At 64.3% G+C, this 21,568-nt stretch carries 17 protein-coding genes; 6 read left to right on the forward strand and 11 right to left on the reverse strand.

Annotation, left to right across the window (positions count from 1 at the left end):
- Positions 1 to 40: 40 nt before the first annotated feature.
- The 4 genes from MTR66_RS17205 to MTR66_RS17220 form a co-directional block, all read right to left on the reverse strand.
- A complete protein-coding gene (locus MTR66_RS17205) occupies positions 41 to 268 on the reverse strand; it encodes a ribbon-helix-helix domain-containing protein (protein WP_243923314.1) in 228 nt (75 codons plus the stop codon).
- A 19-nt stretch (positions 269 to 287) separates the two neighbouring features.
- The gene (locus MTR66_RS17210) at positions 288 to 2,060 is read right to left on the reverse strand and encodes a sensor domain-containing diguanylate cyclase (protein WP_243923317.1); all 1,773 of its coding nucleotides are present in this window, start codon (positions 2,058 to 2,060) and stop codon (positions 288 to 290) included.
- A gap of 174 nt (positions 2,061 to 2,234) precedes the next feature.
- Positions 2,235 to 2,957 (reverse strand): acetoacetyl-CoA reductase, encoded by a 723-nt coding sequence (gene phbB, locus MTR66_RS17215; RefSeq protein WP_243923319.1) that lies wholly within the window; start codon positions 2,955 to 2,957, stop codon positions 2,235 to 2,237.
- A 155-nt stretch (positions 2,958 to 3,112) separates the two neighbouring features.
- Complete coding sequence (locus MTR66_RS17220) at positions 3,113 to 3,838, reverse strand: hypothetical protein (RefSeq protein ID WP_243923321.1); 726 nt, start codon at positions 3,836 to 3,838, stop codon at positions 3,113 to 3,115.
- A gap of 315 nt (positions 3,839 to 4,153) precedes the next feature.
- Between MTR66_RS17220 and MTR66_RS17225 the strand changes: the two genes are divergently transcribed.
- The 5 genes from MTR66_RS17225 (at position 4,154) to MTR66_RS17245 (ending at position 10,304) form a co-directional block, all read left to right on the forward strand.
- Positions 4,154 to 4,621 (forward strand): DUF3576 domain-containing protein, encoded by a 468-nt coding sequence (locus tag MTR66_RS17225; protein WP_243923322.1) that lies wholly within the window; start codon positions 4,154 to 4,156, stop codon positions 4,619 to 4,621.
- Between the two features lie 50 nt (positions 4,622 to 4,671).
- Complete coding sequence (gene leuS / locus MTR66_RS17230) at positions 4,672 to 7,188, forward strand: leucine--tRNA ligase (RefSeq protein ID WP_243923323.1); 2,517 nt, start codon at positions 4,672 to 4,674, stop codon at positions 7,186 to 7,188.
- Positions 7,189 to 7,217: 29 nt separating this feature from the next.
- Positions 7,218 to 7,697, forward strand: a complete 480-nt coding sequence (gene lptE / locus MTR66_RS17235; RefSeq protein WP_243923352.1) for an LPS assembly lipoprotein LptE — start codon at positions 7,218 to 7,220, stop codon at positions 7,695 to 7,697.
- An 18-nt stretch (positions 7,698 to 7,715) separates the two neighbouring features.
- A complete protein-coding gene (holA, locus tag MTR66_RS17240; RefSeq protein WP_243923324.1) occupies positions 7,716 to 8,750 on the forward strand; it encodes a DNA polymerase III subunit delta in 1,035 nt (344 codons plus the stop codon).
- A 153-nt stretch (positions 8,751 to 8,903) separates the two neighbouring features.
- On the forward strand, positions 8,904 to 10,304 hold the full coding sequence (locus MTR66_RS17245; RefSeq protein ID WP_243923325.1) for a sugar transferase: 1,401 nt from the start codon (positions 8,904 to 8,906) through the stop codon (positions 10,302 to 10,304).
- Between the two features lie 34 nt (positions 10,305 to 10,338).
- Here MTR66_RS17245 and MTR66_RS17250 read toward each other — a convergent pair whose 3' ends face one another.
- Genes MTR66_RS17250 through MTR66_RS17260 form a run of 3 tightly spaced genes read right to left on the reverse strand, consistent with a single transcriptional unit; the run spans position 10,339 to position 12,160 of the window.
- The gene (locus MTR66_RS17250) at positions 10,339 to 10,872 is read right to left on the reverse strand and encodes an LptA/OstA family protein (protein ID WP_243923326.1); all 534 of its coding nucleotides are present in this window, start codon (positions 10,870 to 10,872) and stop codon (positions 10,339 to 10,341) included.
- Entirely contained in the window at positions 10,869 to 11,516 is a 648-nt protein-coding gene (gene lptC / locus MTR66_RS17255) for an LPS export ABC transporter periplasmic protein LptC (RefSeq protein ID WP_243923329.1), read from the reverse strand. Before lptC ends, MTR66_RS17250 begins: the two co-directional genes overlap by 4 nt.
- 20 nt (positions 11,517 to 11,536) lie before the next feature.
- Complete coding sequence (locus MTR66_RS17260; protein WP_243923331.1) at positions 11,537 to 12,160, reverse strand: ribonuclease D; 624 nt, start codon at positions 12,158 to 12,160, stop codon at positions 11,537 to 11,539.
- Positions 12,161 to 12,229: 69 nt separating this feature from the next.
- Between MTR66_RS17260 and ung the strand changes: the two genes are divergently transcribed.
- A complete protein-coding gene (ung, locus tag MTR66_RS17265; RefSeq protein ID WP_243923333.1) occupies positions 12,230 to 12,919 on the forward strand; it encodes a uracil-DNA glycosylase in 690 nt (229 codons plus the stop codon).
- Between the two features lie 9 nt (positions 12,920 to 12,928).
- Here the strand turns inward: ung and MTR66_RS17270 are convergent, their stop codons facing one another.
- The 4 genes from MTR66_RS17270 to gltB all read right to left on the reverse strand — a co-directional run bounded on the left by MTR66_RS17270 (position 12,929) and on the right by gltB (position 21,416).
- A complete protein-coding gene (locus MTR66_RS17270; RefSeq protein WP_243923335.1) occupies positions 12,929 to 13,237 on the reverse strand; it encodes a putative quinol monooxygenase in 309 nt (102 codons plus the stop codon).
- 64 nt (positions 13,238 to 13,301) lie between these two features.
- On the reverse strand, positions 13,302 to 15,104 hold the full coding sequence (locus MTR66_RS21395; RefSeq protein WP_327194523.1) for a methyl-accepting chemotaxis protein: 1,803 nt from the start codon (positions 15,102 to 15,104) through the stop codon (positions 13,302 to 13,304).
- Positions 15,105 to 15,322: 218 nt separating this feature from the next.
- Entirely contained in the window at positions 15,323 to 16,756 is a 1,434-nt protein-coding gene (locus MTR66_RS17285; protein WP_243923337.1) for a glutamate synthase subunit beta, read from the reverse strand.
- Positions 16,757 to 16,775: 19 nt separating this feature from the next.
- Entirely contained in the window at positions 16,776 to 21,416 is a 4,641-nt protein-coding gene (gene gltB, locus MTR66_RS17290; RefSeq protein ID WP_243923339.1) for a glutamate synthase large subunit, read from the reverse strand.
- Positions 21,417 to 21,568: the final 152 nt, after the last annotated feature.

Raw genomic sequence — 21,568 nt, forward strand, 5'->3', positions numbered from 1 at the left:
CAGCGGAGCAGGATATGCCTCAATCTGAATCAGAAAAACTCTAGGACTGCGCCGCCAGCCACACCCTGACGGCGCTGGCGAGGCCGGGGGGAGGAGATGCTTCCAGCCGCTCCGCATCGATACGCGCCACCAGCGCGTTGACGGGAACCCCTTCGCGAACCGCCGCCGTTTTCAGCATGTCCCAGAACACGGGTTCGAGGCTGATCGATGTCTTGTGCCCGGCGATTTCGACCGAGCGTTTGACTGGCGGATGGTAGAGCGGCGTCATCACGCTTTCCCGGGCGGCGTCAGGCCGCCGCGCGCACGCAGCCGCGGCCTTGGTGCTTGGCATTGTACAGCGCCAGGTCGGCCGCGTCGAAGAACTGGCCCCGCGACATGCTGGGGTGCAGTTCGGCCACGCCGCAACTGATGGAAGCGTTGAGGTGAATGTTGCGCTGTTCGAAGACGGGCGTGAGCCGGAAGGAATCCGTCAGGCGTTCGCAGGCGGCCTTGGCGATGGAAATGTCCCCGTCGAACACGATGGCGAACTCGTCGCCGCCCAGGCGTCCGACGATGTCGGTGCTGCGGGTGTTCGCCTTGATGCGCGCGACAACTTCCTGCAGCACGGCGTCGCCGATAGCGTGGCCGAAGGTGTCGTTGATGGACTTGAAATGGTCCACGTCGATCAGGGCCAGCGATACTGGCCGGGTGACGTCCTTGACCGCTTCGTCGAAGCGTTGCCGGAAGCCCTTGCGGTTGAGCGCGCCGGTCAGATCGTCGGTCTCCGCCATTTTCGATATCGCCACTTCCCGGGCCTTGCGGGCCGAAACGTCGCGCAGCGTGACGATGGTTCCCAGCCGGACGCCTTCGTGTTCGACGATCCCGGCCGAAGCTTCGAGGGTGATGTCCGGGCGCAGTTTGGGGGTGAATTCGGCGGTCGTTTGCTCCTGCCCGTCCGCCGGGCCGGGCAGGATCGGGAACCGGACGCCGGTTCGCCCGGCAATTTCGCCCAAGGGCTTGCCAAGCAGGTCCGCGGGTTCGACACCCAGATAATCCTCGATCCGGCCATCGGCCCAGCGGCAGATGCCCCCGCGATCGAGACTGATGATGCCGTCGGGGGAATTGCTCATGATCAGGTGCAGCGCTTCTTCCCGTTCGGCCAGCTTGGTCAGGGCCTCGGTATTGGCCGAGACGGTGGCAGCCACGGGCAGCGCTGTGCACAGCAGGATGGCCAGATAGATCTGGAAGAAGAACGCATCGAATTCCGGGGCCTGATGCATCAGGGTGATCGGACCCAGGCCGCGGAAGGCCGAGATTCCGCCGATCAGCGCAATGATAATGACGCCTGCCTGCGTGCCCAGCCTGCCCAGCCGGAAGGACAGCAGGAGCAGCGAGCAGATCGGCAGGAACAGCAGCGGCATCGTGTTCTGGCTGAACACGGCGGCGGTCAGCGCGATATGCGTGGCATGCAGTCCCAGAGCCTCGGCCCGTTCGAGCCAGTTCCGCTCCGTGTAGCAACGCAGATAGCCGCCATCGAGCAGGCTCTTGAGGAACGGCGTGACGATCAGCAGACCCAGCGCGTTGCTGGCGTACCAGCGCAGGAAGGACGGGCCCAAGGGCTCGCCATAGTTCGCCAGCGATGCCAGCGAACCCAGAAGGGCGCCAAGGGCGGGTGCCAGGATGCCTGCCGAGAGCAGGAAATGCAGCGAGGAGCGGGTGTTGGCCAGCAGCTCGTTCCCGGAGTCCGAGCGCTGCAGCAGCACAGCGGCCATGACGGTCTGCGCCATGTTGATCGCGCCGTACAGGAGCAGCCCGGCCATCCAGCCGCGCGTGGCGCCGTTGGCAACGAAGTTACCGGCCCATCCGGCCAGAATGATTGCGGGCCAGCGTTGCCGGGGAGAGGCCAGCAGCAAGGCCAGGATCATGGCATCGGCGGGCCATACCGTCGCGTGATTGCGGCCGTCGCTGGTCAGGCGGATTGTGGCGGCGGCCAGCAGGAAATACCCTGTCGCACCAATCAACGCAGCCTTGAGGGATGCGGAGTGGGCTATGCGTTTGAACAGATCTGCCGCCTTGTCCATCTCTGGAGTGATGACAAGTAATGGTTAACTTGACATTGATTGGGAGTAGTTGAGTACTCTTAGCATATCAACAGCCATTGACCGCAGAAAATCGTCTTGCGGCCGCGGTTTTGCTGCCGTTCGGGGAATGGGCGGGCCGTGGCCGTGAAAGCCCCCGGTCCGCCCGTTTCCCGTTCAGTACATGTGCTGGCCGCCGTTGATGCTCATGGTCGATCCGGTGACGAACGCGGCATTTTCCGAGCACAGGAAGGCGACGCCGCGGGCGATTTCGTAAGCGTGGCCGAGACGGCCAACCGGAATCTTCGCGACGATCTTTTCCAGCACCGGGGCAGGCACCGCCGCCACCATGTCGGTATCGATGTAGCCCGGCGCGATGGCGTTCACGGTCACGCCGTACTTGGCGCCTTCCTGGGCCAGTGCTTTGGTGAAGCCGTGAATGCCGGACTTGGCCGCGGCGTAGTTCACCTGGCCGTACTGGCCGGCCTGGCCATTGATCGAACCGATGTTGACGATACGCCCCCAGCCGCGTTCGCGCATGCCGGGAAAGCAGGCCTTGGCCGTGTTGAAGCACCCGCCGAGGTTGATGCGCATCACCTCGTTCCAGTCTTCGAAGCTCATCTTGTGCAGCACGCCGTCCCGGGTAATGCCGGCATTGTTGACGACGATGTCGACCGGGCCGACCTCTTCGGCAACCCGGGCGCAGCCGTCAATCGTGGCTTCGTGGTCGCCCACATCCCATTTGTAGGCCGGAATGCCGGTCGTATCGCTGAAGGCCTTGGCCTTCTCGTCATTGCCCGCATAGTTGGCAACGACCGTGTGGCCCCTGTCTTTCAGTGCCAGCGAGATGGCTTCCCCGATACCTCTGGTCCCGCCTGTAACAATTGCAACGCGTGCCATATCAAGCCTTTCGCTTAGTGTGCATCCACCAGGCGCAGTGCTAGGAAATACCAAGTAATTGAGCAAGGGCGGCAGGGCGTTGTTCGATAGCTGTTAGATGCAATTGGAATTGCTTTTCGTGCAAGGCCGATTGCCGAAATCAGAAACGGAACGGATCAGAAGCGGAACTGGGTGCCTACGTAAACGGCCTGGCTGTCCTGCCGCCCGTCGGTAAGTGGCAGCAGGCGTTCGCGGTCCTGCGAATAGCGCACGCCCGCCGTCACGTCGATGTGGTCGGTCACGCGATAGGCGCCGCTCAGATCCACTTCCCCGGCGTCTCCAGCGAATGTGCGCGGGGCCCGGCCGGGCGCGCGCTTTTCGTCGATCGAGAGGCGGGTGCTGAAGCGCGGGTTGGCGCCTGTCCGCGTTTCGCTTCCCGGCTGCAGGCTGAATTTCTTGAGATCGGGCATCTCGGCCCCCGGTTTGTTCGCGGCCGGGGGGGCGAGGGGCTGCGCGAAATTCTGATAGCCGCGCGACGTACCCAGATTGAACGCGGCCTGCGCGATGCGCACGTTCCCTGGCTCGCTGGCGGCCTGCGCCTTTTCGGTCGTGCCATGCACGATGATCACTTTGGCGGCCTGCGGATCGACGCGCACCGCGACCGTTACCGCCCTTTCGGTGCGGTTGGGGGTGCCCGCGGGCGTGAAGGGGAAGAGCTCTCCCTTGGCGAGCGAGCGCATGGCAATGACGCGCGACAGGTTTTCCGGCGAGGCTTCCGGGCTCAAAGCGCCGATTCCCGCAGCGGGGCGGGAGCGGGAAGAAAACGTGGCGGAAAAGGCCATGACGGCACTGGGCAGGGCGAGCACGCCGACACAGCCGGCCAGCATCATGCCAGCTTTCATGCCGCTTCCCGGCGCAGTCTGAGGTTTCGAGCCCATCATGCAGACTTGTTGAAGTTGCCCTGTCGTGCCTTCCGTGCCGCACCGCCCGTTGCCATACTGGCAGCGGAACCGGCCAGCCCGCTTGTATGCTCAGGCAGCCTTAACACAGCCTGATCGCCTTGGGGAAGTGGGGCGCGGGCGGTGTTCAGCGATGGTTTAGGCGGCAAGGCCGAGGAACGCACACTTGCCGCATGGGCAGTGGCGGTTATAGAGGCGAAGAACGGCAGGTTCCGGTATCCCGGTTCCGCCAGCTAAGATCAGGAACTGGGAACAACAATGACAGGCAGCACCGATACCGGCTTTTTCACCGCGCGCTCGCTGGCCGCAACGGCGGCTTGTGCCGCGGCCGCGCTCGCCCTGGCCGGCTGTGGTGGCGGCAGGAAGCAGACCGGCGCCGTGCTGGCTCCGTCGCAGGTCACTACGATCGGTGTGAACAGCTACCTGTGGCGCGCCAGCCTCGATTCGCTTTCGTTCATGCCGCTGCTCCAGTCCGACAGCGCAGGCGGTGTCATCGTCACCGACTGGTATATCAATCCCAAGGATCCGGGCGAACGGGTGAAAGTCTCCGTCCTGATTCTCGACAAGGATCTGCGCGCCGATGCGCTGAAAGTCACGGCGGTGCGCGAAGTGGCCAAGGATGGCGGCTGGGTGCCCGCGCCAGTGCAGGCGGCCACGGTGCAGAAGCTGGAAGACATTATCCTGACCCGTGCACGCGATCTGCGCCGCGATTCGATCAGCGGCTGATCTGCAATTTTGGTTCGCGGGTGTTCAGGCCCGCAGGAGACTAGACTGACATGAATGAGCGGTTCGATCCGGCTCAGGCGGATACCCGCTGGCAGGCCGCGTGGGACGAGGCGCAGTGCTTCAAGGCGGATGACAGCAGCGCGAAGCCGCGCAGCTACGTCCTGGAGATGTTCCCTTATCCTTCGGGGCGCATCCACATCGGCCACGTGCGCAATTACACGATGGGCGACGTGCTGGCGCGCTACAAGCGCATGCGCGGTTTCGAAGTGCTGCACCCGATGGGCTGGGACGCGTTCGGCATGCCCGCCGAAAACGCCGCCATGGAAAAGGGCGTGCACCCCGGCGGCTGGACGCGCGACAACATCGCCAACATGAAGGCGCAGTTGAAGCGCCTCGGTTTTGCGCTCGACTGGAGCCGCGAACTGGCGACCTGCGAGCCCGAATATTACGGCCAGGAACAGTCGCTGTTCATCGATCTCTATGAGGCGGGGCTCGTCTACCGCAAGGAATCGGCGGTGAACTGGGATCCGGTCGACCAAACCGTGCTCGCCAACGAGCAGGTGATCGACGGGCGCGGCTGGCGCTCGGGCGCGCTGGTGGAGAAGCGCAAGCTCTCCCAGTGGTTCCTCAAGATCACCGACTTTGCCGACGAACTGCTCGAAGGGCTCTCCACGCTCGACAAGTGGCCGGAAAAGGTCCGGACCATGCAGGAAAACTGGATCGGCAAGAGCCAGGGTCTGCAGTTCCGCTTCAAGCCCGCCAATTTCGATTCGGAAATCGAGGTCTATTCGACCCGGCCGGACACGATCTTCGGCGCCAGCTTCGTGGCTGTCGCCGCCGAACATCCGGTGGCCCAGCAAGTGGCGGCCACGTCGCCCGAAGCGCAGGTCTTCATCGAGGAATGCAAGCGTGGCGGCACTACGGCGGCCGAGCTGGAAACGGCGGAGAAGCTGGGTTTCGGTACGGGTCTGCGCGTCGTGCACCCCTTCACCGGGGCCGAACTGCCGGTCTACATCGCCAACTTCGTGCTGATGGACTACGGCACGGGCGCGGTCATGGCGGTCCCCGGCCACGACCAGCGCGACTTCGAGTTCGCCACCAAGTACGGCCTGCCGATCCTGCGCGTGGTCGCGGCGAACGCGGACGAGGCGGACAAGCCCTTCGCCGGTGAGGCCGAGGCGGGCGACGGCCTGCTCGTCCATTCGGACTTCCTCGACGGCATGGCCGTGGCCGACGCCAAGGCCGCCGTCATCGCCCGCGCCGAAAGCGAAGGCTGGGGCGAGGGCAAGACGGTATGGCGCCTGCGCGACTGGGGCGTGAGCCGCCAGCGCTACTGGGGCACGCCGATCCCATTCATCCACTGCGAAGTCTGCGGCGTCGTGCCGGTGCCCAAGAAGCAGCTTCCGGTCACGCTGCCCGAGGACGTCGATTTCAAGACGCCGGGCAACCCGCTGGCGCGCCATGCCACCTGGAAGCATGTCGATTGCCCGCAGTGCGGCAAGCCCGCGCGGCGTGAGACCGACACACTCGATACTTTCGTCGATTCGTCGTGGTACTTCCTGCGCTTCGCCAGCCAGCCGGACGACCGGCCTTTCGATCCCGCGAAGATCGCCGAGTGGCTGCCGGTCGAGCAGTATATCGGCGGCATCGAGCATGCGATCCTGCACTTGCTCTACGCCCGCTTCTGGACCCGCGCGCTGGCCCGCATCGGCAAGATCGAAGTGAAGGAGCCATTCGGCAGCCTGTTCACGCAGGGCATGGTCACGCACGAGGTCTATTCGCGCAAGGAAGATGGGCGCGAGATCTACTTCGGCCCCGCCGAGATCGAGCGTACAGCCGACGGCGCGACGCTGAAGGAAGATGGCCAGCCGGTCACGGTCGGCAAAGTCATCAAGATGTCGAAGTCGAAGAAGAACGTGGTCGATCCGGACGAGATCGTCGCGACATACGGCGCCGACGCGATCCGCTGGTTCATGCTCTCCGACAGCCCGCCCGAGCGCGACCTGCCCTGGTCCGAATCCGGCATCGAGGGCTGTGCGCGCTTTGTCCAGCGCCTGTGGCGCCTCTTCGCCCAGCACGACGCGGCGGCCGAAGGCGAGGACAAGGCGGTCGACCGCAAGGTCCACCAGACCGTGGCCGCCGTTGCCGAAGACATCGAATCGCTCGGCTTCAACAAGGCCGTGGCGCGCATCTACGAACTGACCGGCGTGATCGAGAAGGCAAAGCCTTCGGCCAGCCGTTCGGTCGCGATCCGCAAGCTCTTGCTGCTGGTTTCGCCTATGATGCCGCACCTTGCCGAAGAGGCTTACGCGGAATTCGGCGAAGGCCTCGTTGCCCATGCCGTGTGGCCTGAAGTCGATCCGGCGTTGCTGGTCGAGGACGAAGTGACCATTGCCGTGCAGGTAAAAGGCAAGCTGCGCGACACACTGACGGTCGCCAAGGGCACCGCGAAAGAAGAGCTGGAGGCGCTTGCCCTCGCCAGCGAGAAGGTGCAGCGTGCCCTTGATGGAGCAGAAATCCGCAAGGTGATCGTCGTGCCCGACCGTCTGGTGAATCTCGTCGCGTGAAGAGGCTGCGCGCCTTTGCCGCAGCCCTGATGCTGGCTGCGCCCGCACTTTCAGGCTGCGGGCTGCAGCCGATGTATGCGGGCGGCGGCAGCGGCACCGTGGCGCGCGGGCTGGCCGATGTGCAGGTCTCCGCGATCGAGGGCAAGGCGGGCTGGCTGGTGCGCAATGCACTGGTCGATCAGCTCGGCTCGGGCAAGGCGGGCGTATCGCCGAAGTACCGGCTCGATGTGCGTCTGGACGACAAGCTGGAAGGCTTCGCCCTGCTTTCGGACGATACCATCGGCCGCGAACGCCGCACGCTGCGCGCGCGCTATCAGCTTGTCGACATGGCGAGCGGCGAAGTGGTGCTCGATGCGACGGCCGGGGCCGATGCGGGGATCGACGTCGTTTCGTCGGACTATGCGACGATTGCAGCCGAACAGACCGCGCTGGAAAATCTCTCCAAGGATGTCGCCGGGCGCATTGTCACTAGCGTCGCGCTGCGCCTGCGTGGCAATACGGCCCAGTAAGATCATGGGTAAGGGCCGGTGAAGGCGACGCAAAAGGACTTCGCCGGCATGGCGGGGCGGGCGGCCGAGCAGGCCCGCGTGTTCTTCTTCTGCGGCCCCGATGAGGCGGGCGCCACCGATGCGGCGGCAAAGATTGTCTCACTGCTGCGGGACCCGGGCGAACGTGTCGAACTGGCAGGCTCGGACTTGCGCAAGGACCCGGTGCGGCTGGGGGACGAGGCCCGTTCGAATTCGCTGTTTGGCGGCACGCGGCACATTTGGGTGCGGGCGCAGGGGGATGAGGTGCACGACGCCGTGCAGACCCTGCTCGAAAATGCCGTGGAGGCCTGCCCGGTTCTGATCGTTGCCACCGGCGCGACCGATAAATCGCGCACGGCCAAGCTGCTGGCCAGCCGGAGCGATGGTCTTGTGGCCATGTTCTATCCGCCCGATCTCGGTTCGGTCACGGCCTCGGTGCGCACGATGGCCAATGCGGCCGGGCTCAAGATGGGCAGCGAGATCGCCGAGCGGATCGCGCGTGCATCGGGGCTCGATACGCGGATCGCCCGCTCCGAAGTGGCCAAGCTGGCGCTCTATCTCGATGCCATGCCGGAAACGCCGCGTCCCGTTTCAGGGGCGGATCTCGACGCGGTCGGCGCTCAGACTGAGGATGACGATTTCACGCCGCTGGTCGACGCCGCGCTTGGCGGCCGGCGCGAGGCGATCGGGCCCGAACTCAAGCGAATGCGCGAACTGGGGCTGAACCCTGTCGGCCTCCTGCTGGCTTTCGAGCGCCGCGCGGCCCAGCTGGCCGCACTCAACGCCCGGCTAGGCCGCAATCCCGACGTTTCCGGCTTCCTGAAGGCGGAAGCGGGAGCGCGCCGGATCTTCTGGAAAGACCAGCCCGCCCTGGGCGCGCAGCTCAGGATCTGGCGCGGCCCTAGACTGGAACGGCTCGTTGCGGGCCTTGTGTCCTTGCATCAGTCCCTGCTGGCGAACAGCCACGACTCGGAACTGCTATTGGCAGAAGGACTGACGAAGATTACGCGGATCGCATGTCTTGGCGCCAAATAGCCGATAAACAGAACGGTTTGACAGATAACGCTTTTTGTCATTTCCGGTTTCGTTTTCAAACGCTGGAACCTAATGTAACGCCCTAAGGGGCATTGCTGCGGGTGTCTGGTGGGGGCTGAAGACTGGGTAATGGGAACAGGGAGTGCTGGACCGATGAACGCACCGCTTGCGGTGCGCCCGCTATCGGCGGAGACTGCGGAAGCTGATGCGCTTCTGGTTGCTCCTTCGCGGGAGAAGCGTCGGCTGCAATGCTACCTGGCTCTCGTCCTAGGTGACATCCTGTCTGTTTGCGCCGGTTTTGGGGCCATCGGCTATCTGTTCGTCGGTAGTTCCGGGTTTTCTGACTCGTTGGTGCATGCCCAGCTGATTCTGCCGATCTATTTGACGCTGGCGCTCTACAACGGGTCCTATTCGATTGCTTCCCTGCGCGACGGTTGGATTGGAATATTCCGGGCGATGGTTGCGATGGTTATTGCCATGGCCGTCGTTGTTTTCGTGCAGTTTCTAATTCAGCCTGAGGCGGATGTCTCGCGCTCGATTTTCAACGGAGGTGCCGTCGCGGCCATGCTGGCCATTGCCTGGACCCGTCTGCAATTGCGCAGTTTTGTGACATGGCGTTGCGGAGCCAATGTCATGAACGAACTGCTCATCGACGATGGCGGCCCGCAGTTGGCACTGCCGGGGGCTATTCGCGTTTCGGCGGCAGCCATGGGGTTGCGGGCCGATCTCAACGACCCGCACGCGCTCGACCGGCTGGGGCTGGTGCTGCGCAATATCGATCGCGTTATCGTGAGCTGCCCTGCCAGCCGCCGCGCCGAATGGGCCATGATGCTCAAGGGGGCGAATGTCGATGGCGAAGTGCTCGACGACGAGGTCGCCCGGCTCGGTGCCCAAGGGGCCCGGGTGGTGGGCAAGCATGGCCTGCTGCTGGTCTCCGCAGGCCCGCTGGGGCTGCGGGACCGCGCTATCAAGCGTATCTTTGACCTTACTTTGGCAGGTTTGGCGATCGTCGCCCTGTCTCCGTTGCTGATCACAGTGGCGCTGACGGTCAAGCTGCAGGATGGCGGACCGGTGTTCTTCATGCAAAAGCGGATGGGCCGCGGTAACCGCTTCTTCAATATGTACAAATTCCGGTCGATGACGCACGCTCTGTGTGACAGGGATGGGAACCAGTCGGCGTCGAAAGATGACCAGCGCATCACCCGGATCGGCAAATTCATCCGGCATACCAGCATCGACGAATTGCCGCAGCTCTTCAATGTTCTGCTGGGAGACATGAGCCTGGTCGGACCGCGTCCGCACGCTACGGGTTCGCTGGCGGGCGAAAAGCTGTTCTGGGAAGTGGACATGCGGTACTGGCAGCGCCACGGCCTCAAGCCTGGCCTGAGCGGTCTTGCGCAAGTGCGGGGGTATCGCGGAGCCACAGATCACGAATCGGACCTGCTGAACCGCCTGCAGTCCGATCTCGAATACCTTGAAGGCTGGACGATCATGCGTGATCTTCAGATCATTTTCCTGACGCTGCGGGTTCTGGTCCACGAGCGCGCATTCTGACCGCCTTCCGTCTCCTGCTAGAGACGGAAGGCGGTCAGTTCTGCTTGGGAACCGTGAACGTGCCCGAGACGCGGCCGCCCGATGCCGAGGATACACCGCTGTTGAGATCGATCACGAAGCGCCCGCCGCGCAGGGTATCGCCATTGCCGCGCTTGAGCGTGGCGTTGCCCGACATGGTGATGATCTTCTTGTTGAAGTCGTAGATGCCGACATCGCCGGTGGCGCGTTCGCTGCCGCGAGTCACCACCACGCCGCCGCTGGCCGTGATGCGCTGGATCTGCATCGAGTCCTGGTTCGTGAAATTGACCACGGTGCGAGCCGCGCGCAGTTGCAGGTCGCCCTGGCGCACATCGACATCGCCGGAAAGGACGACGCGGTCCTGCTTGTCCTGCAGTTCGATATGATTGGCCGCGTAGTCGACCGGGGCATTGCTGTCATGGCCAGGGAAGACCTGCGCGCCCAGTTGCGGGGCAGCGGCCAGAACGGCGCCGCCCAGCGCCACGGTAACAGCGGCGGTGCGCAAGGATATCGGGCGGAAGGCCATCAGGCGCGGGCGGCGAAGCGTCATTGGGGTATCCTCAACTTGCCGGGCGTCATCCGCAGCCGGGCATTGCCTTCCAGAGTGACCGTGCGGTTTTCCAGATCGGCTTTCATCGAACTGGCCTGAAACGTGCCCGTGGGCACAGAGCCCTTTACACCGCCGGTCGCGGTTGCCAGCTTCTGTTTGACGTCGATGTCGACATTGCTCGTCGTCATACGGTAGCCATCGGGCGCGGAAAACTGCACGGGCCCGGAGATATCGATATTTTCCGTGTCGTAATTGTACGCACCGCGCGGGGCATCGATCCGCGCGGGCCCGTCGTTCAGTGCCATTTTCGCTGACAGGTCGAGCATTTCGACAATCGGCACGGAGGCGGATTTCTGCACGGCGGTCCCGGCCGTCACCACGAAGTCCCGGCCGCGATTGTCCTGCCCTTTGTAGGCTGCGTCTTCCAGCTTGATGCGCTGGCTGGTGACGGCGACCTTGTTGCGGTCGAGAAGGAAGCTGATCTCGCCGCGCGGTGATAGCGGAATCAGGATCATCACCGCCGCGACCAGACCGATGGCCGCCGGCAGCGCCTTGGCCAGGAAGGCGACAAGCCGGTCATGCGAACCGCCGGGCGCGGCGAAATGCCGGCGGCGATTGCGGATCTGGATGGCTTCCATCGACATGGCCGGTCAGGCTCCGGGTATCAGGCGGATTGGTGGCTGAAAATATCGTGATCGGGCCAGCCTGCCAGGTCGAGCCGGGCACGGGCGGGCAGGAAATCGAAGCAGGCCTGCGCAATTTCGGTGCGGTTCTCGCGGGCAAGGCGTTCGACCAGGATCGTGTGCATCGCGTGCAGATGGCGCACGTCGGACGCAGCATAGTCCTTCTGCGCGTCGGTGAGCACGGGAGCGCCCCAGTCGCTCGACTGCTGCTGCTTGGACACTTCCTTGCCGAGCAGTTCGCGCACCAGATCCTTGAGGCCGTGGCGGTCGGTATAAGTGCGCACCAGCTTGCTGGCGATCTTGGTGCAGAACACCGGTTCGGCCATCACGCCCATGTAATGCTCGATCGCGGCAAGATCGAAGCGCGCGAAATGATAGAGCTTGAGCCGGGCCGGATCGGCCAGAACCGCTTTGAGATTCGGCGCGTCATAGGCGCTGCCCGGTGCGAAGCGCACCAGATGCTCGTCGCCCTGCCCGTCGGAGATCTGCACCACGCAAAGGCGGTCGCGCGGGGTGATCAGCCCCATGGTCTCGGTATCGACGGCGACGGGCCCGGGCGCCAGGACGCCTTCGGGGAGATCTTCTTCGTGGAGATAGACAGCCATAGTGCGAAAATGCTTAGGGACTGGTCTGGTGTTTCGCAATGGGCGCCGGGAATTTCAGGAGGCTGGGGCATGACGGCAACAGAAAGCGCGCAGGCCGTTCCGCCAAGCTGGCAACCGGCGCTGGGCGGTGTTCTCGCCACGCCGGAAGCCCGCAGGCTGGGCGGATGGCTCAAGGCCGAGGAAGCCGCTGGGAAAAACATCTTTCCCCCGCGCGGCAGCCGCCTGCGCGCGCTGGAGCTGACGCCGCTCGACAATGTGAAGGTCGTGATCCTTGGGCAGGACCCTTATCACGGGCCTGGGCAGGCGCATGGACTGGCCTTTTCCGTGCCCGAGGGGGTGAAAGTGCCGCCCTCTCTGGTGAACATCTACAAGGAACTGGCCAGCGATTGCGGCGTGTCTCCGCCCGGCCACGGCAATCTGGAGCACTGGGCGCGGCAGGGCGTGCTGCTGCTCAACAATTCGCTGACCGTGCAGCAGGGGCAGGCGGGATCGCACCAGAAACGGGGCTGGGAAGCGATTACCGATGCGGCCGTGGCTGCGGCTGCTGACAAGGCCGAGCCTTGCGTGTTCCTGCTATGGGGCAGCCACGCGCGCAAAAAGGCCGAGCGGGTGCCGGGCCTTGCGAACAGCCATCATCTGGTGCTGACTGCACCGCATCCCAGCCCGCTTTCCGCCCACTCGGGCTTTTTCGGGTGCCGCCATTTCAGCCGCGCCAATGAATTCCTGAAGGCCCACGGGCGCGAGCCGATTGACTGGTAATGGTGGCGGTCAGGCCGAAGCGCCGGGGATCAGGGCGTCCATGACATAGTGGCTCATCACGCCGCTCACGGTCAGATCGCCCATCGCGGCGCGGAACTTGCCGAAATCATCGAGATCCCGGGCGCTCATGTGGGCCTCCACCGATGTCCACACGACGTTGAATGTGAACTTCGAAGGGTTCTCCACGCCGCGCCCGAACCGCACAGAAATGACGCCTTTGCAGGCGGCCAGGTGCGGGACACCGGTTTGCCGCATCGCGGCGGCAAATTCGTCCTCGGCACCGGGACGGGTTTCGATTTCAGCAATTTCAAGCAGCATGGGCGTTCCTCTCCGTAACGCCCGGAAATCTCGCGGCGATGGAGGCTGCCGTCAAGCGCCGGATTCAGGCGGCGGCTCCCAGCATCGCCGGGGCGCCCACGGCTTCGCCTGCAATCGATGTGCGCCGCAGGGCATTGGTATCCCCTGCGATATCGGGCCGGGATTGCCTCAAGCGAGTCCGGAATGCCGACATCATGCGGGTGAGCGCAGAAGCTTCGGTTTCCAGGCTGCGCGTGGCGGCCGTGGTTTCCTCCACCATCGCGGCGTTCTGCTGGGTCATCCGGTCCATGTCGTCCACGGCATTGCTCACCTGCTGCAGATCGCCCGCTTGCTGGCGCGCCGATTCGGCCATGTCCGTGATCAGCCCGTGCAGGGCATCGATCCGGGAGACGATCTCGTCGAACTTGCCGCCGGTCTGTCCGACAAGCCCGACACCGGCGCTGACTTGCCCGGAGCTCTTGGTGATGAGTTCCTTGATGTCCCGCGCGGCATTGGCCGAGCGCTGCGCCAGTTCGCGCACTTCGTTGGCCACGACCGCGAAGCCCTTGCCGGCATCGCCCGCGCGCGCCGCTTCGACACCGGCATTGAGCGCGAGCAGGTTCGTCTGGAAGGCGATGCCGTCGATGACGTCGACAATAGTGGCAATCTCCTGCGCCGAACTTTCGATCGCCGCCATGGCTTCGACCGCGCGGCGCACCACTTCGCCGCCTTCACCGGCATGGGACTGCGCATGGCTGATGGTTTCCTCCGCCCTGGCCGTGCTGGCTGCGGATTCGTTTACCCGGCCGGTCACTTGCCGCATGGCCGCGGCGGTTTCCTCAAGGCTTGCCGCTTGCCGTTCGTTGCGCTGGGCGAGATCGTCGGCGGCGCTGCGGATTTCCGAGATCGAGCTCATCACGCTCGATGTCCCGGCGCGGACGGTGCCCATGGCCTTGGCGAAGGATTCGAGCGCGGCATTATAATTCCGCCGCAGCGCTTCGTAGCCTTCGGGGAATTCGTCGTCGATGCAGTACTCCAGATCCTTGGACGCGAGCTTGTCGAGCCCGATCGAGAGGACATCGACAACGCGTTTCTGGTTTACCCGGGCTTCCTCGCGCGCCATTCCGGCTTCGCGGAACACTTCCATGGCGCGGGCCATCGCGCCGAACTCGTCCTGACGGGAAAGGCCGTCTACCGAAACCTGATAATCGCCCGAGGCCAGGCTTTCGATCGTGTGGCTGGCTTCATCGAGCGGGGTGACGATGCGCCGGCGGATAAACACGGTCGCGGCCTGAATCGATCCGGCGACGATCAGTGCGGCCATGGCGCTGAAGCCCAGGAGGATCGCCACCATGCGGTTGTCACTGGCCATTTCCCGCTGGTTGAAAGTGCGCGAAAGACCGACAAGCTTGATCACTTCCTCGCGCTGGCGCTGGTAAAGCGGCGTCAGATCGCGGTTGAGGACGGTATCGATGCGGTCACGGCTGCCGCTGGCGATGGCGGGGGCAAGCTGCGAATCGATCGCGGCGAAGAATTCGTCGGCGACGGCGATGGTGCTGTTCAGCTGTGCCCGCATTTCTTCCGGCACCGGGGCGCTTGCCCAATAGGCCTTGCGCTGGTTGAACTCCGTCTGGATCTCGTGAATGCGTTCCAGATCGGCCTGGCCCGTTTCCGGGTTGGCAGCAGCCAGCGAGGCTTCCAGATAGGGTTCGACGACAAAGGCGGGGGGCGGCAGAATGTCGGCCAGCATTTCGTCGTTGAGCGCATGCTTGCGCTGGATCGGGCCGCCGAAGCGGATCTCGATGATGACGAAGGCCGTCGCCAGCATGGCCAGCAGCACAAGCGCACTGAGGACGCGGCTGCCGATTCGTGTCTGGTGTTTGATCATGTACGTGCTGTCCTGCCGGATTCATTCCAAAGAGCAGGGACGGCGATAGTTCTCGGGTAGTAAATCCCATTCCATCACGAAATAGCGGGAAATACCTGATGCCGGGAATAGGTGATTTGAGCAGTTTTTAGCAGGTTGCGGATTTGCCGAAAGAAAACAGGGAAGGGCCCCTTTCGGGGCGCTTCCCTGTTTCAATATTTTAATGCCAATAAAGGCGGTTAGCGCGGCAGTTCGCTTGCGCCCATCAGCACTTCGTCCAGTGCGCGGGCGCACTGGCGGCCTTCGCGGATCGCCCAGACGACCAGCGACTGGCCGCGGCGCATGTCGCCGCAGGACCAGATCTTCTCGTCGCTGGTCTGATACTGCACGGTATCGGCCTTGACGTTGCCGCGTGCGTCGAGATCCACGCCCGACTGGTCGAGCATCCCGGCCTTGCGCGGGCCAGTGAAGCCCATCGCGAGCAGGATGAGGTCGGCCTGCAGCGTGAACTCGCTGCCTTCGACCTCATGCATCTTGCCGTCTTTCCACTCGACGCGGACGCATTCGAGGCCCTTCACGTCGTTGTCGCCGACGACGCGCTTGGTCAGCACGGCCCAGTCGCGTTCGCAGCCTTCCTCGTGGCTTGTCGAGGTGCGCAGCTTGAGCGGCCAGAACGGCCAGGACATCGCCTTGTTCTCATGCTCGGGCGGCTTGGGCATGATTTCGAGCTGGGTCACCGAAGCGGCGCCCTGGCGGTTGGACGTGCCCACGCAGTCCGACCCGGTATCGCCGCCGCCGATGACGATGACGTGCTTGCCGGTGGCGGTCAGCGAACCGCGCGGGGCGGCGCGCAGTTCGTCGTCGCCCGCGTTGCGCTTGTTCTGCTGCGTCAGGAATTCCATCGCCAGACGCACGCCCGGCAGCTCGGCGCCCGGAATGTCGAGGCGGCGGGCATTTTCGGCGCCGCCCGCGAAAACCACCGCGTCGTAGTTTTCCTTCAGCGAGTTCACCGAGACCGAAACGCCCACTTCGACCGAGGTCTTGAACAGCACGCCTTCGGCTTCCATCTGCGCCGCGCGGCGGTTGATGAGGTGTTTTTCCATCTTGAAGTCGGGAATGCCGTAGCGCATCAGCCCGCCAAGGCGGTCGTTCTTTTCGAACACCGTCACCGAGTGACCGGCACGGGCGAGCTGCTGCGCGCAGGCGAGGCCCGCCGGGCCCGATCCCACGACCGCGACCGACTTGCCGGTCTTCTTCGCCGGAATCTTCGGCGTGATCCAGCCTTCGGCCCAGCCCTTGTCGACGATCGCGCATTCGATCGACTTGATCGTCACAGGCTGGTCGATGATATTCAGGGTGCAGGCCGCCTCGCACGGGGCGGGGCAGATGCGGCCGGTGAATTCCGGAAAGTTGTTGGTCGAGTGAAGCACTTCCAGCGCGTTGCGGAAGTCGTCCTCGTAAACCAGGTGGTTCCAGTCCGGAATGATGTTGTTGACCGGGCAGCCCGTGTGGCAGTGCGGCACGCCGCAGTTCATGCAGCGCGACGCCTGATCCTTGAGCGCCCCGGCCGGAAGCGGAACGATGAATTCCTTATAGCTCTTCAGCCGTTCGTCGATCGGACCGTAAGTACGGTCCTTGCGGTCCAGTTCGAGGAAGCCGGTTTCCTTGCCCATCTTGTTCTGATTCCTGATCTTATTCTGCTGCCACGGAAGCGGCTTCGAGCCGCTCGGCTTCCATCTGCTTGAGCGCCTTCGCATAGTCGCGCGGCATCACCTTGACGAACTTGGAGACGGTATCGCTCCAGTTGTCGAGCAGCGCCCGGGCCCGCTTGGAGCCGGTGTGCAGGTGGTGGCGTTCCAGCAGCACGCGGATGCGTTCGGCATCGTGCCGCAGCATATCGCCCATGCCGAGGTCGTTGACGCTGACGGTCCGCTGCTGCGGACGGCCGGTGCCTTCGTCTTCGTCGGCTTCGGGCGAAACCTTGATAAGGTCGACCATCGCGTGGTTGCACAGCTTGTCGAACTGGCCGTCCTCGTCGAAGACGTAGGCGACACCGCCCGACATGCCCGCCGCGAAGTTGCGGCCGGTCTTGCCGAGCACCATCACCACGCCGCCGGTCATGTACTCGCAGCCGTGATCGCCGCAGCCTTCGACCACCGTGATCGCGCCCGAGTTGCGGACCGCGAAACGCTCGCCGCCGACGCCGTTGAAGAACGCCTCGCCGGAAATCGCGCCGTAGAGCACGGTGTTGCCGACGATGATGTTCGACAGCGGATCGCGGTTCACATGGCCGGGCTGGCGCACGATCACGCGGCCGCCCGACAGGCCCTTGCCGACATAGTCGTTGGCATCGCCAGTGAGGTCGAGCGTGACGCCGTGGGCAAGCCAGGCGCCGAAGCTCTGGCCCGCCACGCCGGTCAGCGTGACGTAGATCGTGTTGTCGGGCAGGCCTTCATGGCCATAGCGCTTGGCCACTTCGCCCGAGAGCATCGCGCCGACCGTGCGGTTGACGTTGATGATCGGCTTTTCGATGCGCACCGCCGCGCCCTTTTCGAGCGCTTCGGCCGAAGCTTCGATCAGGGCGTTGTCGAGCGCGTTTTCAAGGCCGTGGTCCTGCGTCCCGCTCCAGTTGAGCGAGGGGCTGTCGCCGAGCGGGGCCTGGTAGAGGATCTTCGAAAGATCGACGCCCTTGGCCTTCCAGTGCGAAATCGCCTGCTTCATGTTGAGCTTGTCGACCCGGCCAACCATTTCGGCGACCGTGCGGAAGCCCAGTTCGGCCATGATCGCGCGCAGTTCCTCGGCGACGAAGAAGAAGTAGTTGATCACGTGCTCGGGCTGGCCGGTGAAGCGCGCGCGCAGCACCGGATCCTGCGTCGCAACGCCGACCGGGCAGGTGTTGAGGTGGCACTTGCGCATCATGATGCAGCCCGCCGCGATCAGCGGCGCGGTGGCGAAGCCGAACTCGTCGGCGCCGAGCAGCGCGGCGACGGCGACGTCACGGCCCGTGCGCAGGCCGCCGTCGGCCTGCACGCAGATGCGGCTGCGCAAGTTGTTGAGCAGCAGCGTCTGCTGGGTTTCGGCAAGGCCGATTTCCCAGGGCGAACCGGCGTGGGTGAGCGAGGTCAGCGGCGAAGCGCCGGTGCCGCCTTCGTAGCCGGAGATCGTCACGTGATCGGCGCGCGCCTTGGAAACGCCCGCAGCGACCGTGCCCACGCCCACTTCGGACACCAGCTTGACCGAAACGCGGCTGCCCGGGTTCACGTTCTTGAGATCGTGAATGAGCTGCGCGAGATCCTCGATCGAGTAGATGTCGTGGTGCGGCGGCGGCGAGATCAGGCCGACGCCCGGGGTCGAGTGACGAGTCTTGCCGATGATCTTGTCGACCTTGTGGCCGGGCAGCTGGCCGCCCTCGCCGGGCTTCGCGCCCTGCGCCATCTTGATCTGGATATCGTCGGCATTGACGAGGTACTCGGTGGTCACGCCGAAGCGGCCCGAGGCGACCTGCTTGATCGCCGAGCGCAGATTGCGCCCGTCGGGCATCGGCTGGAAGCGCTTCGGATCCTCGCCGCCTTCGCCGGTGTTCGACTTGCCGCCGATGGTGTTCATCGCGGCCGCCAGCGTGGTGTGCGCTTCCCAGCTGATCGAGCCATAGCTCATCGCGCCGGTGGCGAAGCGCTTGACGATTTCGCTCGCCGGTTCGACTTCGCCGATATCGATGGGCTCGGCGGCAGGCACAAATTCCATCAGCCCGCGGATGGTGAGCATCCGGGCCGACTGGTCGTTGATGGTGGCCGCGAATTCCTTGTACTTTTCAGGAACGTTGCCGCGCACGGCGTGCTGGAGCATGCCGATGTTGGTGCTGGTCCAGGCGTGTTCCTCGCCCCGCACGCGCGAGCCGTAGATGCCGCCCACGTCGAGCATGTTGGCGTAGATCGGGTTGTCGCCATAGGCCGCGGCATGGCGGCGCACGGTCTCTTCCGCGATCTCCAGCAGGCCGGCACCCTCGATCGTGGTGGCGGTGCCGGTGAAGTACTTCTCCACGAAAGCGCTCGACAGGCCGACCGCGTCGAAGATCTGCGCGCCGCAGTAGGACTGGTAAGTCGAGATGCCCATCTTGGACATGACCTTGCGGATGCCCTTGCCGACGGCATAGACGTAGTTCTTCGCGGCTTCCTCGGCGGTGATCGGGAAGTTCTTGCGGACGCGGATTTCCTCGATCGTCTCGAACGCGAGGTAGGGGTTGATGGCTTCGGCGCCATAACCCGCCAGCGCGCAGAAGTGCTGGACTTCGCGCGCCTCGCCGGTTTCGACGACAAGGCCGGTCTGCATGCGCAGGCCTTGACGCACCAGATGATGGTGCACCGCCGCCGTCGCCAGCAATGCAGGCATCGGGATGCGATCCGGGCCCTGCGCGCGGTCGGACAGGATCAGGATGTTCTTGTCCGCCAGCACCGCTTCGGTGGCGGCCCAGCACATTTCCTTGATCGCCATTTCCAGACCTTCGGCGCCGGATTCGGCATCCCAGGTCATGTCGATCGTCTCGGTGCGGAAGGCGCCGTCGAGCGCGGCTTCGACCGAGCGGATCTTGGCCAGACCCTTGTCGGTGAGGATCGGCTGGCTGACTTCGAGGCGCTTGTGCGTGCCCGCGTCATGGCCGAGCAGGTTCGGGCGCGGGCCGATCATCGAGACCAGGCTCATCACCAGTTCCTCGCGGATCGGGTCGATCGGCGGGTTGGTGACCTGCGCGAAGTTCTGCTTGAAGTAGTCGTAGAGCAGGCGCGACTTGTTCGACAGCACCGGGATCGGCGTGTCCGTGCCCATCGATCCCAGCGGATCGTCGGCATTCATCGCCATCGGTTCGAGGAAGCGCAGCGTGTCTTCCTGCGTGTAGCCGAAGGCCTGCTGCCGGTCGAGCAGCGTGCCGTTGGGCGCGGGCAGTTCGGCCAGCTCAGGCTCGATCACGTCGAGATCGGCGAGCTTGTACTGCGCCCGGTCCAGCCACTTCTCGTAGGGCTCTTCCGCGGCGAGCTTGGCCTTGATCTCTTCGTCTTCGATGATGCGGCCTTCCTCGAAGTCGATCAGGAGCATCCTGCCCGGCTGGAGGCGCCACTTGCGCACGATGTTGTCTTCCTTGATCGGCAGCACGCCGCTCTCGGAAGCCATGACGCACAGGTCGTCGTCGGTGACGAGGAAGCGCGCGGGGCGCAGGCCATTGCGGTCCAGCGTGGCGCCGATCTGGCGGCCGTCGGTGAAGGCGACGGCGGCGGGGCCGTCCCACGGCTCCATCAGCGCGGCGTGATACTCGTAGAAGGCGCGGCGATGGCTATCCATCAGCGGATTGCCCGCCCAGGCCTCGGGGATGAGCATCATCATCGCGTGGACCAGGCTGTACCCGCCCGCGAGGAGCAGTTCGAGCGCATTGTCGAGGCACGCGGTGTCCGACTGGCCGTGCGGGATCAGCGGCCACATCTTGTCGAGATCGGCGCCCAGCAGCTCGCTTTCCATAGTGCGGCGGCGGGCGTTCATCCAGTTCACGTTGCCGCGAACGGTGTTGATCTCGCCATTGTGCGCCATGAAGCGGTAGGGGTGCGCCAGCTTCCAGCTCGGGAAGGTGTTGGTCGAGAAGCGCTGGTGCACGAGGCCGAGCGCGGAAACGAAGTCCGGATCGCGCAGATCGTCGTAGAACGAGCCGACTTGCGTTGCCAGCAGCAGGCCCTTGTAGACGATCGTGCGGCTGGAGAAGCTCGGCATATAGAGCTCGGTGAGGCCGGGCAGGTTGTGCTTTTCGGCCATGGCCGCCAGCGGGTTCTGCGTCTGCTTGCGGATCGCCATCAGCTTGCGCTCGAACGCGTCCTGATCGGCGCAGCTCTCGCCGCGGCCGATGACGCACTGGCGCACCACCGGCATCGATTCGATGACGGTCTTGCCAAGGCCATCGAGCGTGACGGGCACGTCGCGCCAGCCCAGCAGGACCTGGCCTTCCTTTGCGATGAACTTCTCGAACTTGGCGACCACGAAATCGCGCGCGGCCTCATCCTGCGGGAGGAAGCACATGGCAACCGCATAGTCACCCGGCTGCGGCAGTTCGACGCCGTTGGCCGTGGCCCACTTGCGGAACAACTGGTCGGGGATCTGGGTAAGGATACCCGCGCCGTCACCCAGCAGCGGGTCGGCGCCCACCGCGCCGCGGTGGTCGATGTTTTTCAGGATTTCCAGGGCCTGGGTAATGATTGCATGGCTTTTCTGCCCTTTAATATGGGCGACAAAGCCCACACCGCAGGAGTCATGTTCGTTACGCGCATCGTAAAGGCCTTGGGGCTTAGGAAATCCCATCGATAATAATCCATCCTGTCATTTGCCGGGGTACACCGGGCGCACAGAACGGCGTGCACGAATCGTGCAGCGTCCCCATGCGACGTAGCGGCCCCACGGTCCCCATGACGTTTGGAGCGGCTTTTTGCAACCGGGAAGGCGGCTTCAGCGCA

The sequence above is a fragment of the Novosphingobium beihaiense genome, from assembly GCF_022832375.1.
GTDB lineage: Bacteria > Pseudomonadota > Alphaproteobacteria > Sphingomonadales > Sphingomonadaceae > Novosphingobium > Novosphingobium beihaiensis.